Raw genomic sequence first — 13410 nt, 5'->3', positions numbered from 1 at the left:
ATGTGTACAGAAAATATTCAACTGCATAAAACTGCATTAATTTCAGCCGTAGGTGCAGTCAATCATGATTCGGTAGATGATGCCAAACCGAACCTAATAATGACGCCACATTCAATGCTGACCAGTGACAACGCCTTTAGCACCGCCCTCGCGCTTATCCTGAGCATGGATAGTGCGTTAATCTCAATTGTGGTGCTCTCACTACAGGTATCGCTAATGGCGGTATTTGTGGCTAGCCTGCTGGCACTGCCCTTAGGCGCCGCCCTTGCGCTATGGCGCTTTCCAGGGCGTAACGTGGTGATTATCGCCCTGAATGCACTCATGGGGTTACCACCTGTGGTGGCTGGGCTCTGCGTTTACCTACTGCTGTCACGTGCGGGCCCATTGGGTGAATGGGGGCTGCTATTTACGCCCACAGCGATGGTCATCGCTCAAGTGATTCTGGTATTACCAATTATCGCTGCCCTCACCCGCCAACAAGTTGAAGCACTCCACGGCGAGTACGCCGAGCAGTTGAACTCCCTGGGGTTAACTCGCAGCCGTATGATTCCAACCTTACTCTGGGATGCCCGCTTTGCGCTGCTGACGGTAATACTTGCGGGTTTTGGCCGTGCCAGTGCGGAAGTGGGTGCGGTGATGATTGTCGGCGGCAATATTGATGGCGTCACCCGCGTGATGACTACCAGTATTGTGTTGGAAACCAGCAAGGGCAACCTGCCCATGGCGTTAGGCTTGGGGATAATCCTGCTGTCCCTGGTCACCATGATTAATGCGATCGCTCACACCATTGGCGAGACAGCAAAAAGGCGGATGGGATGAACGTACATCACTCTCTCCCGGTCCCCACCCTTGAATTAGATAGCGTGGCTTTTAACCATCGCGGTCAAACGCTGCTTAAACCTATCTCACTACGCCTTACCGGTTGCCAGAAAACGCTGATCATGGGGCCGAATGGTGCTGGCAAAAGCCTGTTAATGCGTCTGGCCCATGGGTTGTTAACGCCCACTAGCGGCCAGGTGCGCTGGCAAGGCGCGCCACCTGCACAAGCCATGGTCTTCCAGCGGCCGGTGCTGTTACGTCGTTCTGCGCTCGAAAACCTAACCTATGTACTCGCGATTAACAAAACGCCACGCCCCGAACTTAAGGGGGTAGTACGAAAAACACAGGCAATGAGCGCACTTGAAAAGTTTGGCTTAACGCACTTGGCCAAACGGCCAGCGCGGGTACTTTCCGGCGGTGAGCAGCAGCGCTTAGCACTGGCACGGGCTTGGCTGCTAAATCCACAAGTATTGTTTCTCGATGAGCCGACCTCTGCGTTAGACCCCGCCGCTATCAAAGCTGTTGAGGATGCGGTGCTTGAATTTCACCGAAGCGGTACACGTATCGTTATGACCACTCATGACTTACATCAAGCGCGCCGCTTAGCCGACGATGTGCTTTTTTTGCATAACGGCGAATTAATAGAACATACCTCTGCCGATGACTTTTTTACTGCTCCCACCTCCTCCGAGGCGGGAGCGTTTATTCGGGGCGAGCTGGTTTGGTAACCCTGAAGCGCTTGAACTCTGTGACTAATCAATAATGATGAAGGAGCAATAAAATGAAGAAAGCCACCGCATTTATTACCGCCGGCGCCCTGGGAGTAAGCTTTAGCGGCGCGCTGATGGCGGCCGATGATTACATCACGCTGGCCTCCACCACCTCGACTGAAAATTCAGGTTTGTTCGACGCTATCATCCCCACCTTCACCGAAGAGACGGGCATTGAGGTTCGTGTGGTGGCTGTAGGTACCGGCCAGGCGTTTGAAATCGGTCGCCGGGGTGATGCCGATAGCCTGTTGGTACATGACACCGCCGGTGAAGAAAAATTCGTGGCCGACGGCTATGCCACTGAACGCCTCAATGTGATGTACAACGATTTCGTCATCGTTGGACCGAGTGATGACCCTGCAGGCATTCGTGACAGCAAAACCGTTACTGATGCCATGCAGCGTATCGCGGAGAGCGGTTCCCCGTTCGCTTCACGAGGTGACGACAGTGGCACCAACCGCGCTGAACTACGTTTATGGGAAGATGCCGGGGTGACACCACAGGGTGAGTGGTACCGTGAGCTGGGTAGCGGCATGGGGCCGACATTGAACACCGCAGCAGGTATGGATGCCTACACCTTTACCGACCGCGCCACTTGGGTTGCGTTTGAAAATCCACAGGATTTAACGCTGCTGTTTGAAGGCGATGAAGCGCTGTTCAATCAGTACGGTAGCCTGCTGCTCTCTGAAGAGCGACACCCAGACCTGAAGCATGATCTCGCTGCCCAGTGGCACGAGTGGCTCGTTTCAGAAGAAGGTCAGCAAGCTATTGCGGATTTTGAGGTAGATGGCCAGCAGCTATTTTTTCCTAACGCTGAGTAACCCCTAATTACTCATAGTCATTGCGAGGAGCTTGCGACGAAGCAATCTCATACCGGCTATGGCACTAACTCTGAGATTGCCGCGCTGCGCTCAATGAAAGGGACTCCTCCCCTCTCGAAGCTTCAGAGAGCTACATTGATAGCTGAACCACTTCAATGCGGAGGGGAAGAGTCATGAACAAGCATAAGACAATAGGTATTGATCTGGCAAAGCGCGTTTTTCAAGTGTGTGTTGTCGACACACGCTCCTCGCGTGTTCAGGTCAACAAAGAGCTTAAACGGCATCAGGTGTTGGATTTTATGCGCCGTCAGCCGGCCTGTCGGGTGTTCATGGAAGCGTGTGGCGGATCGCATTATTGGGCGCGACAGCTGCAGGCCCTCGGCCATACCGTTGCCCTCATTTCGCCCCAGTTTGTGACGCCCTTCCGCAAGGGGCACAAGACCGATGCCAATGACGCGCTCGCGATCGTCGAGGCTGGATTGCGCCCTGATATGCGCTTTGTCCCACTCAAAAGCGTCGAGCAACAGGATATTCAGAGCCTGCACCGCATTCGGGAAAGGTATATTCATCAACGCACCCAGTTGATCAACCAGGTTCATGGACTATTGCAGGAATATGGAGTGATCAGCGGTCGGGGGCAGAAAGCGTTAAAGCAACGTGTCTGGCTCGCCCTGGAAGATGCCGACAACGAGCTTTCGATGTTGATGCGTGACTTGATTGCCGAGCAAATGGCGGAGCTGGATCGACTCAACGAGCGTATTCAGTCACTGGATAAACGCGTGGAGCAGATGAGCCGTGCGGTGATGCCTTGTCGCCAACTGTTGGCGATTGAGGGAGTGGGGCCGGTGGTCGCCACCCAGCTCTATAGCGCCCTCGGTAACGGCAACGCGTTCAAGAAAGGTCGCCAAGCATCAGCGTATCTGGGATTAACCCCGACACAACACAGCAGCGGTGGCATCGCGAAGATCAAGGGCATTGGCCGAACGGGTCAAGTCTCGCTGAAAGCCGCTCTGATACGCGGCGCACACTCGGCCATCAACACCGTGGGTGACAAGCAGGATGCTAAAAGCCGTTGGCTACGCGCGCTGGTCGCACGCGTTGGCAAGAACAAGGCGGCAGTCGCGCTAGCGAACAAGACGGTGCGAACCGCCTGGGCTGTCCTACACCGTGGTCAGGCCTACCGCCAGGAGTTTCATGAGAGTTCAGCGCTGATGGCGAGCTAAACGTTAATACCATCAGCGTTTAAGCGCCGAGAGGCGACTACCTTGTTGCCGAGCAACGATGGATGAAAAACAGGTCAGACCGACCTTCTCAAAACCTGGTCATTGCGATGGCTGAAGAAGCCTACCGCTCGTTGAGGAGAGAAGGTGCGCGACATTCATCAGGGTCCGGGGATAGCGTCCCCCTTGAGAGGCCGACTATACGCACGCATCGGCTTACGTTTTTCCATCATCGTCGCTTGCAACCGGGGAGGAGTCCCTATACGCAATGACAAAAGCGAGATTGCCGCGTCGCTTCGCTCCCCGCAATGACGTAGGGTACATTCGTCGCGCTGGTATGTTTTGGCGCACGACCAAAGCTTTCGCCAATTAGCGGTTGAACAAACCGCTGATATCTTTGGCTTCCCAGTGTGGAAAGTGCTTACGCACCAGCGCATTCAGGTCACGCTCAAAGGCAGCCCAATCGGTGGATGGCGTGGCAGAGGCTGATTCACTCGCCGTCCCGCGAATCATCCCTGCGCCTACGGTGACATTGGTCAGCCGGTCAACGATGATAAAGCTGCCGGTACCCGGGCTAGTGCGGTAATCATCCACCGGAATAGCCGCGGTTAATTCCACGTCACAGCGAGCAATCGCGTTTAAGCCCAGTGAATGAGTGGCATGCTTTTCCAGGGTATTCACATCGATTTGGTAATCAACCGCGCTGACTTGGCCGGACAGATCACGCGTTGCCAGTTTAAAATCATAAAGCTTGCCTGGGGTTAATACCTCTTCGTGCATCCACACAATATCTGCTTTAAAGGTATTCGAGAGCGGCAGTTCACTATCCGCCGCCACTAACCAATCGCCACGGGAGATATCGATCTCATCGACCAGAGTGACGGTGATCGCCTGGCCCGGATAAGCCGCGTCAAGATCGCCATCAAAGGTAACAACCCGCGCCACGGTAGACGTTTTGCCCGAGGGCAACACTTTGACCGCCTGCCCTGGGCGCAGCACCCCTGCAGCCAAGGTACCGCAGTAGCCCCGAAAATCGAGATTTGGCCGGTTGACGTACTGCACCGGTAAACGCAGATCGCTAAGATTCTGATCGCGACTGATTTCAACGCTTTCCAACAACTCAATCAGCGTTTTCGCTTGATAACCGGCGGTAAAATACCAGGGGGTTTGTTCACTGCGATTCACTACGTTGTCGCCATTCAGTGCCGACATGGGCACAAAGCGAATGTCCGGTGCCTGAAGGTTCTCAGCAAAGGCACGATACTCATCGACTATCTCGTTAAAGCGCTGCTCTGAGAAACCCACCAAATCCATCTTATTGACCGCAATCACCAAGTGTTGGATACCTAGCAGGTCCGCAATAAAGCTGTGGCGCCGGGTTTGGGTCTGCACCCCATAGCGAGCATCAATAAGAATAATTGCCAGGCTCGCCGTGGAAGCACCTGTCGCCATATTGCGCGTGTACTGCTCGTGCCCTGGTGTATCGGCGATAATAAATTTGCGCTTATCCGTGGAGAAAAAGCGGTAAGCCACATCAATGGTAATGCCCTGCTCGCGCTCAGACTGCAAGCCATCCACTAACAGGGCGAGGTCAACGGTATCACCGGTGGTGCCGCTGGTTTTAGAGGCCTGGGTGATCGCCGCCAACTGATCTTCAAAGATCATTTTAGAGTCGTGCAACAACCGGCCAATCAGCGTCGATTTACCATCGTCCACACTGCCGCAAGTGATAAAGCGCAGCAGGTCTTTGTTTTCGTGCTCGTGCAGGTACTGCTCGATATTGTCGGCAATTAAATTAGATTGGTGAGACATTAGAAGTAGCCCTCGCGCTTTTTCTTCTCCATCGAACCCACTTGATCACGGTCAATAGCACGACCACTGCGCTCACTGGTGCGGGTTAGCAGCATTTCCTGAATAATTTCCGGAAGCGTCGCGGCCTCGGACTCCACGGCGCCGGTCAGCGGATAGCAGCCCAGTGTTCTGAATCGCACCGATTTCTGTTCGGGCACTTCACCGGGCGCTAACGGCAGGCGATCGTCATCCACCATAATTTGCATGCCGTCGCGTTCAACAACAGGACGCTTGGCTGAATAATAGAGAGGCACGATGGGGATCGACTCTAAGTAAATATATTGCCAGATATCTAGCTCGGTCCAATTGGAGAGCGGAAACACACGGATTGATTCGCCTTTATTAACCTTGGCGTTATACACATTCCACAGCTCAGGGCGCTGGTTCTTAGGGTCCCAGCGATGATATTTATCACGGAACGAGTAAACACGCTCTTTCGCACGCGATGCCTCTTCGTCTCGGCGCGCGCCGCCAAAAGCAGCATCGAATCCGTATTTGTCCAGCGCCTGCTTAAGCGCCTGGGTTTTCATGATATCGGTGTATTTGGCACTGCCATGATCGAAGGGGTTGATATTGGCCGCACGACCTTCTTCATTGGTATGCACGATCAGTTCCATACCCGCTTCTGCCGCCATGCGATTGCGAAACTCAATCATCTCGCGAAACTTCCACGTGGTGTCTACATGCATCAACGGGAATGGCGGTGTACCGGGGTAAAAGGCTTTACGCGCCAAGTGCAACATGACTGACGAATCTTTGCCGATGGAGTACATCATCACTGGGTTGGCGAACTCGGCGGCGACTTCACGAATGATGTGGATAGATTCGGCTTCTAACTGCTTGAGGTGGGTCAAGCGCGCGGCATTAGGGGCGTTAAAAGCCTCCCCTTGCGTCTCTGAAGACCGCTCTTTTAAAGACAACGTAGACAATTGGGTCATGGCCCCTTACCTCATAAGAACAAGCTCATTACACAAGCTAAAAGCAGTGTAAGTTATAAAAATGTACGTTCGAATGAAGGTAGGGTAACGCCGAGCCGATAATAACCCAAAAGAATTAATAACTATCTTTTTATTCCTAAATCACCTATCTAAGATTGATAGTGCGATGAGCCTACTAATCAATGCGCTCAATCCAGCTCTGCCACTCGCTTCCCTGGGCATCGCTATACGCCAAATCGATAACCCGATAGCCAGGCCGTGATGCTTCATCAATCGCGAAGTGCTCTGCACCAGGCAGGAACTGGTCCGCCATGGCTGGGCAACCATAAACGTCAATGGTGGCGTCACCGCTGCGATGGTGTTCGGCATAGGCTTGGTGCGCATGACCAAACAGGATGATCTTGACGTGAGAATGGTTACTTAACAGTTCCCAAAACGCTTCGCGATCTTGTAGGCCAATAGCATCCATCCACACTGCGCCCACATCAACCGGCGGGTGATGCATGGCTATCAGCGTGGGCCGATCGTCGTTCTCTAATTGTTCAGCGAGCTTAGCTAGCCGCTCGCTTCCCAGTTCGCCGTGGGGTTTGCCCTCCACTTGGGTATTGATCAGCAGCATGCGCCAAGCGCCTAAATCCACTTCATCCACCAGCGGGCGCTCCGCGGCCATCAAAGCGAGTTGGTCGTGATTACCTGGCAGCCAATACCAGGGACAAGGCAATGCTGCCATTGCTTGCGCCGCCAATGCGTAGGAATCAGCAGATTCATCCTGGCTGATATCCCCGGTAAAAATCACGATGTCGGGGTGTTCGGCGGTCACTGCTCTTAACACCTGCTGAAACTGCCGCCAAGGAATACCCGCACGGGAACGCGCCTCGGTATCCGCATGGAGATGCGCATCGGTAACCTGTACCAATCGCATCAGGGCAACTCCGGCACATCAACAGTATGGCCGTGGGCGAGTCCATGCGCTAACCACTCGCCTAAGAATCGATTGAGTTGCAGCTTTTCGTCCGGTTGGTGCATACGCGCATTTGGATAACGGTAGCGGCCGCTGAAGTGTCGCTCACGCTGAAAGTCGGTCACTTCCGCCATGCGTACATCGTGATAAAGGTGCACGCGCATACGCGGTCCTTCCATAACATTATCTAGCGGGCCAGTCTGGGAAACATCCACCATGGTGGTGTAAGGCGCCTGCTCTTGAATAAAAAGGTGGAGATCACCGAAATACTGTTTATTGCCGCGCAGGGCAATATCACGACGCTGGCCGGCCTCCATATCGCCCACCAGGCGCACCAAACGTAAATAATTGGCGCTGCACTCCCCTTGGAGCGATTTTAAATCGGTGACATAGGCCGTTCTCGCCATGTTCACTCCTCGTTTGTTTCACTTTGTGACAATGCTCGCTGAGAGGCGGCGCGTAAAGAGGCTCGCTGGCTATTCAACCACTGTAGCCCAATCAAGCACATGGCGTTATCGAGCCGCCCTAGCGTTAAGAGTTCCCAAGCATTGGCAAAAGGCATGACATGAACCCGAATGTCCTCGTGCTCTTCGTCTAAGCCATGAATGCCGCCTAGCCCCTGGCAATCCACCAAACCACAAAATAGTGTCACTTGCTCGTTACAGGCGCCAGGGCTGGGATAATACGTATGAAGTTTGGTCAGTTCGGCCACTTTACAACCGGCCTCCTCCCACGCTTCACGGCGAGCCACATCTTCCAGCGACTCGCCATCCTCTACCAAGCCTGCCACAAGTTCGAGTTTCCAGGGCGAAACCGAATCATCAACGGCACCTGCGCGAAACTGCTCGATCAAAACCACTAAATCGCGCGCAGGGTCGTAAAGCAGCACGCCTACCGCATCAAAGCGGCTGTGAACTTCTCGACGCATGGGCTCGCTCCAGCCACCTTCAAATAGTTGATGGCGAAGCTCTAAGGCTTCGAGGCGAAAAAACCCTTGATGCAAAGTTTCACGCTTGAGCAGGTCAACATCGTCGCGCTTAAAATGCGGCACGCTAAGCGACGTGTTCCGAAAAGGGGCATCTCGCAATGGAGAGTTTGGAGAAGAAGTGTTCTTGGAGCTGGACGCCATGGGGCACTCCCGGTATTGATAATCGCTCTATTATCAGTGCTAGCTACCGGGAATGCCAATTCAGTGACGGATCACAGTTGGTTGAGCAGTGCCTCGGCATCGCGACGTAGCGCTTCATCTGAAACTTGGCGGTTGTCGCGAGCGGTACCGTTTACCGCCCGCTGAGCGTGCTCGCGTGCAGCCTGCTCATTGCCCTCTTCTTTTAAAAAAGCTGCATAGTAGTAGTTAACATCAATACCGTCAGGGCGGATTTCCAGGGCACGCTGGAACATGCGTTCAGCGGTATCGCTATTTCCAAAACCAAGTGGGCGCCCCGGTGCGCGGTCGTAAAGCGCGCCTAGCGTCACGTACGCTGAACCATTCAGCCCTTGCGGATCTATGTCTACCGCTTTCTCCAATGCATCACGTGCATCACCTGCGGTTCCCAACGCCCCTAGACCACCGCGCTCACGGGCATATGACGCCAAAATAATGCCTTGCCATACCAGTACGTCAGCCTCGTCGCTGTGCTGCTCAGCTAATTGCTCCGCTTCGCCAGCCAAAGACTTGAGGGTGCTTTCCCGCTCATTGGCAGGCATTTCCGTCACGGTGTGTTCCCAACGGTTCTTCAGCGAGAATAGCTCGCCCTCAAAGGCTGTTGCACTTAATGGCATAAGCGCCAACGCGCTGCCCATGGCGGCGGCAATTAATGAACGTGATAAAGACATCCGTGGAAAAGAGAGAGTTCGCATGCATGCTCCTGAATTATTGTTTTCCAGTGTAGGCCTACGAATGGTGGGCCTGTTGCCTAATATAGCAAAAAATATAACGAACGTTTGAATGACTCATCAATGCATGTTGCTTGGTAAGCTTCCTGTAATTGACGTAAGGTAGGTAGCTCGAAACACGATAGGGAAAAGGTAATGAAAGGCCGCAACATGACCCGCTGGCGCGACCCAGCAAAAGATCCGCGTCAAGCCCCTAAGAGTAACCTGATTACCGCAGAGGGGGCGGCCCGCTTGCGCGCGATTCTGGATCATCTATCACGCGTTAAACGCCCGGCTATTTCAGAGAAGGTAGGCGAAGCGGCTGCCCAGGGCGACCGCAGTGAAAACGCCGATTATACTTATAACAAGAAAGAACTTAACCGCGTCATTGCACGCATTACCTACCTGACAAAGCGTTTAGACGAATTACAAATTGTTGATCGGCTGCCTGCCGACACCAGCAAAGTTTTTTTCGGCGCCTATGTAAGCCTGGAAGACGAAAACGGCGACCAGGTACATCTACGGATTGTTGGTCACGATGAAATCGATACCAAAAAGCGTTGGATCAGTATCGATGCTCCCATGGCTAAAGCCCTATTAGGCAAACAGATTGGGGATGAGGCAAAAGTGCTCACACCTAATGGCGATACGTTTTATACGATTACCGCCCTTGATTACTCTTCGTGACATGCGCACCAATGCATGATGTGTGCAGCGATTATTTATCCGCTGCATACACCTTGAAACGGCGATTGTCCGCCAGTGTTTCAAAATCCTGAAACGCGCGCTGCAAGTGGTCTGGGTAAGGCAGAAAACCATTCGCTACAATGATGAGGCGGCCACCTGCACTTAGATGCTCGGGCGCCTCGCTAATCAAGCGCTGGCTTGGGCCATAGCTGATATCGCGCTCTTTATGGAAAGGTGGATTGCTAATAATCCAATCAAATCGCTCGTTTTCCAACGCGCGGAACACATCACTGCTCAACACACGGCCTTTTAGCCCATTCGCGGCTAATGTGCGTTTGCAGGCTTCGACGGCAAAGGCGCTAACATCCACAGCAGTAATATGATGACCACGTTGGGCCAACCAGGCGCTAATAATGCCGTCGCCACAGCCCATATCCAGCACCTTAAGCGGCTTTTTAGGCAAGCTGCTTTCGATGCTTTCCAACATTAATAATGTACCTTCATCAACTTTGCCGTGGCCAAATACACCGGGGTGACTAACAAGGGTTAACCCTAGCGCCTCAAAGTTTTGCCAAGCACTCTCGCTTGCTGACTCCGGTGCAATGGTATGGGTGGCAAACAGCGAACAGCGCCGGGCATTATCGCGCTTGTCGCAAGGCATACCCAGCTCTTCAAGCATCTTAGGCACCCGTTTAATGCCTCCTTGATGTTCACCGACAACTTCAAATGGCGTCCCGCTGGGTAACTGTTCACATAACCACTTTAACCACCAAATGCCCAATTGGTGTGCTTTAGGCCAAAACAATACTATTTCTTTGCCCATTAATTCGCCCTCAGCCAAGTCAAAAGGCGTTCGGGCTTGTTTGTTTTTAGCACTCCATTCATTCAGTGCCTCAAAATCACCGCTCACAACACCCGCTGACTGGTCCACAAGCCAGCTATCTAATGGCGGGCCAACAACCCAGAGGGCCGTATAATCATCCCGTTGGCGGGCCAACAGTTGGCAAGCAGGATCTTGAGCACTCATTCAGGGGTCTCCGGTTTGATCAGGGTATAGAGCAAGTAACGGCCCAACCGCCAATGGGGGTCTTGGCGACAGTACTGTTTTTCTAGCGCTAATAGGGTTTCATTTTCGGCTGGCGTGGCAGGCGGTTGGCGTAGATAGTCTTGAAAGACGCGAATACCCGCGACGGAGACTATCTGCAGACCACTCTCCACGCTCCACTGAGTAATTTCTTCGTGCGACACAGGCGAAATAGGCGTTAAACGCTGACGTTTACCCTTTCCGGCTAGGCGGTCGCTCAAGGCTTTTTCGAGATTACCTTTCACCACATTAGAAAAGCGCAGCGCATCTCGGTTGAACACCATCAAGCTAAGCTGCCCGCCCGGGGCTAATAAACGGCTTAAAATAGCCAGTGCTGCCTGGGGATCGCCCAGCCACTCCAATACCGCATGACAGGTAATTAATGACCACGGCCCTGGCACTTGCAGGGGGAGCTCTTGCAAAGGCGCCTGTAGGTAAGTGATCACTTCTTGGGGCAGTGTTTTCTCGTCACAATGCCACTGTTGAGCATACGTCAACATATCGCTTGATGGCTCCGTCATGGTCACGGCATGACCACGACCGGCAAACCACGCCGCTTGTTGGCCCAAACCACCCCCCACATCGAGTACTTTTTGTTTACTTAACTGCAGCATTTGCGGCAGTAAATAATCAAGCATGGTCAAACGCAGCTCTCCACGGGGCGCCTGGTAGAGCGAGCGGGAAAACTTATCGGCCAGGCCATCAAAATAACGATCGCCCGCCTGGGTTAATTCGTAGTGTGTTAATTTATCGTTGGGGTGCATGCATAAGGCCAAGCGTTGCATCAGAGCCGCGTAGTTTACCCTGCTTAAGCGCAGAACGCCTGCCGGGGTAAAGGGCGTTGCCAAACATCGTGTTGCTCCAAAGCAGCCGCTAATTGAAATAGCCGTTGGTCCTCGCCCATGCGGCCCAGTACTTGAACGCCCACCGGCAGGCCATTGTTAGCAATATGCAGCGGAACTGACATGGCAGGTTGCCCTGTGAGGTTCGCCAACTGAGTAAAGGGCGTACGCCTTAGGGCATCCACCGCCAAGCGCTGCAACAGTCCTGCTTTCAGCGCCAGGCTCGAAGCACCGGGTAGCGCGAGTAGAGACATTAACCGCTCTCTTGTTGCTGACGGGTAAAGCTCACCAATTTTCGGGGCAGTATCGGCTGCTACCGGCATCACCACCGCGTCGTAACGCTGGTGAAAACGACTCATCTGCTCGGCAGCCGTATGCCAGTAGCGCTTGGCTAGCTCGTAGTCGCGCGCTGAAAGCACCGCTCCCAGCCGGCCAATGGCACGTGTTGAGGGTTCAATTGCCAATCGACGAACGGCCACCCCGGTCTGCTGGCTAATCCATACCAGATCTGCCGCAAGTTGGCCCAAATAGAGAGTGAGATAGCTATTGGCCAGGGCCTCACCATCTACAGGTGGCTCGCACCACTCTACCTGATGGCCTATGTCTGTCAGCGCCGTTGCAGCTTTGTTCATAGAGGCAATGATATCGGGACTCAAACGCGTGCCCAGACCTCGGCTTAGCGACTCTCCCATCGATACGGCAATACGCAACGGCTTTCGCGGTGACGACAGCGCCGCCACATAGCCTCGTTCATGCGGCACCGGGTAGGGGCCGGAAGGCGCCATACCGTTGATATGCTCTAATAGAGCGGCACTATCACGAACGCTGCGGGTTAAGGCATGTTCGATAACCGCACCCTGCCACACCTCTCCATGCGCAGGCGCCAATGGCACCCGACCACGCGACGGTTTAAAACCAAACAGACCACAATAGCTAGCCGGAATACGTATTGATCCCCCTCCATCACCGCCCAAGGCCATAGGCACCATACCACTAGCTACCGCGACAGCAGCGCCACCGCTGGAACCGCCGGGTGAGTATCCTTCCCGCCACGGATTATGCGGATGGGGAAAAGCTTTCGGCTCAGTAATCCCCATCAGGCCCAGTTCCGGTGTTGCAGTCTGTCCCACCATCACCAAGCCCGCTGACCGAGAGCGCTGAATCAACGTCGCATCCTCCTTTGGACACCAGTGAGCTAAAGAAGCACTTCCGAATGACAAAGGCTCTCCCGCCAGCCCCATTAAAAGATCCTTGCTTAACGTAGGCACACCGCCAAACAGCGTATCGTCCGTTACCTTCCGGCTCTCTTGCCGTGCGCGCTCGAAGCGCGTTCTTACCACAGCGTTTAGTTTGGGGTTATAAGTCTCAATTGCCGTTATAGCGGCTTCCAAAACCTCTTCTCGGCTTACTTCGCGGTTGCGGATCAGCCCAGCCAAACCGGTGGCATCATACTGCCGGTATTCATCAAGATGCATCGCAGTCATCCTTGTTTTTCACCAGCCTATCAGAGAGCAGGCCTACAGCTCTGCTCTCTTTACTGTG

General features: G+C 53.7%; 14 protein-coding genes. 5 read left to right on the top strand and 9 right to left on the bottom strand.

The window, feature by feature from the left end:
* Window positions 1-114 precede the first annotated feature (114 nt).
* The 4 genes from ACW44H_RS06690 (at window position 115) to ACW44H_RS06675 (ending at window position 3633) form a co-directional block, all read left to right on the top strand.
* A complete protein-coding gene (locus tag ACW44H_RS06690; RefSeq protein WP_457508955.1) occupies window positions 115-819 on the top strand; it encodes an ABC transporter permease in 705 nt (234 codons plus the stop codon).
* The gene (locus ACW44H_RS06685; RefSeq protein ID WP_457507936.1) at window positions 816-1547 is read left to right on the top strand and encodes an ATP-binding cassette domain-containing protein; all 732 of its coding nucleotides are present in this window, start codon (window positions 816-818) and stop codon (window positions 1545-1547) included. Before ACW44H_RS06690 ends, ACW44H_RS06685 begins: the two co-directional genes overlap by 4 nt.
* Window positions 1548-1600: 53 nt before the next feature.
* On the top strand, window positions 1601-2410 hold the full coding sequence (locus ACW44H_RS06680) for a substrate-binding domain-containing protein (protein ID WP_457507934.1): 810 nt from the start codon (window positions 1601-1603) through the stop codon (window positions 2408-2410).
* 173 nt (window positions 2411-2583) lie between these two features.
* Window positions 2584-3633 (top strand): IS110 family RNA-guided transposase, encoded by a 1050-nt coding sequence (locus tag ACW44H_RS06675; protein WP_457506804.1) that lies wholly within the window; start codon window positions 2584-2586, stop codon window positions 3631-3633.
* 366 nt (window positions 3634-3999) lie between these two features.
* Here the strand turns inward: ACW44H_RS06675 and cysN are convergent, their stop codons facing one another.
* The 6 genes from cysN to ACW44H_RS06645 form a co-directional block, all read right to left on the bottom strand.
* Entirely contained in the window at window positions 4000-5442 is a 1443-nt protein-coding gene (gene cysN / locus ACW44H_RS06670; RefSeq protein WP_113268269.1) for a sulfate adenylyltransferase subunit CysN, read from the bottom strand.
* Window positions 5442-6419 (bottom strand): sulfate adenylyltransferase subunit CysD, encoded by a 978-nt coding sequence (gene cysD, locus ACW44H_RS06665; RefSeq protein ID WP_457507932.1) that lies wholly within the window; start codon window positions 6417-6419, stop codon window positions 5442-5444. The genes cysN and cysD overlap by 1 nt, the downstream gene beginning before the upstream one ends.
* 175 nt (window positions 6420-6594) lie before the next feature.
* Window positions 6595-7341 carry a metallophosphoesterase gene (locus ACW44H_RS06660; RefSeq protein ID WP_457507930.1) on the bottom strand — a complete coding sequence of 249 codons (747 nt, stop codon included), beginning with the start codon at window positions 7339-7341 and terminating at the stop codon, window positions 6595-6597.
* A complete protein-coding gene (locus ACW44H_RS06655; protein WP_113268271.1) occupies window positions 7341-7787 on the bottom strand; it encodes a DUF1249 domain-containing protein in 447 nt (148 codons plus the stop codon). The genes ACW44H_RS06660 and ACW44H_RS06655 overlap by 1 nt, the downstream gene beginning before the upstream one ends.
* 2 nt (window positions 7788-7789) lie before the next feature.
* A complete protein-coding gene (locus tag ACW44H_RS06650) occupies window positions 7790-8509 on the bottom strand; it encodes an NUDIX domain-containing protein (protein ID WP_457507928.1) in 720 nt (239 codons plus the stop codon).
* 71 nt (window positions 8510-8580) lie between these two features.
* Entirely contained in the window at window positions 8581-9240 is a 660-nt protein-coding gene (locus tag ACW44H_RS06645) for a hypothetical protein (protein WP_457507926.1), read from the bottom strand.
* Between the two features lie 171 nt (window positions 9241-9411).
* Between ACW44H_RS06645 and greB the strand changes: the two genes are divergently transcribed.
* Window positions 9412-9942, top strand: coding sequence for a transcription elongation factor GreB (gene greB, locus ACW44H_RS06640; RefSeq protein ID WP_457507925.1), 531 nt, complete (start codon window positions 9412-9414; stop codon window positions 9940-9942).
* A 31-nt stretch (window positions 9943-9973) separates the two neighbouring features.
* Here greB and ACW44H_RS06635 read toward each other — a convergent pair whose 3' ends face one another.
* The 3 genes from ACW44H_RS06635 to ACW44H_RS06625 are packed head-to-tail and all read right to left on the bottom strand — an operon-like array spanning window position 9974 to window position 13343.
* A complete protein-coding gene (locus tag ACW44H_RS06635) occupies window positions 9974-10969 on the bottom strand; it encodes a methyltransferase (protein ID WP_457507923.1) in 996 nt (331 codons plus the stop codon).
* On the bottom strand, window positions 10966-11790 hold the full coding sequence (locus tag ACW44H_RS06630; protein ID WP_457508953.1) for a methyltransferase domain-containing protein: 825 nt from the start codon (window positions 11788-11790) through the stop codon (window positions 10966-10968). Before ACW44H_RS06630 ends, ACW44H_RS06635 begins: the two co-directional genes overlap by 4 nt.
* A 44-nt stretch (window positions 11791-11834) precedes the next feature.
* Window positions 11835-13343, bottom strand: a complete 1509-nt coding sequence (locus ACW44H_RS06625; RefSeq protein ID WP_457507921.1) for an amidase — start codon at window positions 13341-13343, stop codon at window positions 11835-11837.
* Between the last annotated feature and the right edge of the window lie 67 nt (window positions 13344-13410).

This window comes from Vreelandella sulfidaeris Esulfide1 (genome assembly GCF_054072535.1).
Note: the sequence above shows the minus strand (reverse complement) of the source record. Positions and strands in the feature narration are given on the sequence as shown.

Bases quoted from the DNA above. Each gene is read 5' to 3' on its own strand.
- ACW44H_RS06690 (WP_457508955.1), top strand. From the start codon at position 115: ATGCTGACCAGTGACAACGCCTTTAGCACCGCCCTCGCGCTTATCCTG.
- ACW44H_RS06685 (WP_457507936.1), top strand. From the start codon at position 816: ATGAACGTACATCACTCTCTCCCGGTCCCCACCCTTGAATTAGATAGC.
- ACW44H_RS06680 (WP_457507934.1), top strand. From the start codon at position 1,601: ATGAAGAAAGCCACCGCATTTATTACCGCCGGCGCCCTGGGAGTAAGC.
- ACW44H_RS06675 (WP_457506804.1), top strand. From the start codon at position 2,584: ATGAACAAGCATAAGACAATAGGTATTGATCTGGCAAAGCGCGTTTTT.
- cysN (WP_113268269.1), bottom strand. From the start codon at position 5,442: ATGTCTCACCAATCTAATTTAATTGCCGACAATATCGAGCAGTACCTG.
- cysD (WP_457507932.1), bottom strand. From the start codon at position 6,419: ATGACCCAATTGTCTACGTTGTCTTTAAAAGAGCGGTCTTCAGAGACG.
- ACW44H_RS06660 (WP_457507930.1), bottom strand. From the start codon at position 7,341: ATGCGATTGGTACAGGTTACCGATGCGCATCTCCATGCGGATACCGAG.
- ACW44H_RS06655 (WP_113268271.1), bottom strand. From the start codon at position 7,787: ATGGCGAGAACGGCCTATGTCACCGATTTAAAATCGCTCCAAGGGGAG.
- ACW44H_RS06650 (WP_457507928.1), bottom strand. From the start codon at position 8,509: ATGGCGTCCAGCTCCAAGAACACTTCTTCTCCAAACTCTCCATTGCGA.
- ACW44H_RS06645 (WP_457507926.1), bottom strand. From the start codon at position 9,240: ATGCGAACTCTCTCTTTTCCACGGATGTCTTTATCACGTTCATTAATT.
- greB (WP_457507925.1), top strand. From the start codon at position 9,412: ATGAAAGGCCGCAACATGACCCGCTGGCGCGACCCAGCAAAAGATCCG.
- ACW44H_RS06635 (WP_457507923.1), bottom strand. From the start codon at position 10,969: ATGAGTGCTCAAGATCCTGCTTGCCAACTGTTGGCCCGCCAACGGGAT.
- ACW44H_RS06630 (WP_457508953.1), bottom strand. From the start codon at position 11,790: ATGCACCCCAACGATAAATTAACACACTACGAATTAACCCAGGCGGGC.
- ACW44H_RS06625 (WP_457507921.1), bottom strand. From the start codon at position 13,343: ATGCATCTTGATGAATACCGGCAGTATGATGCCACCGGTTTGGCTGGG.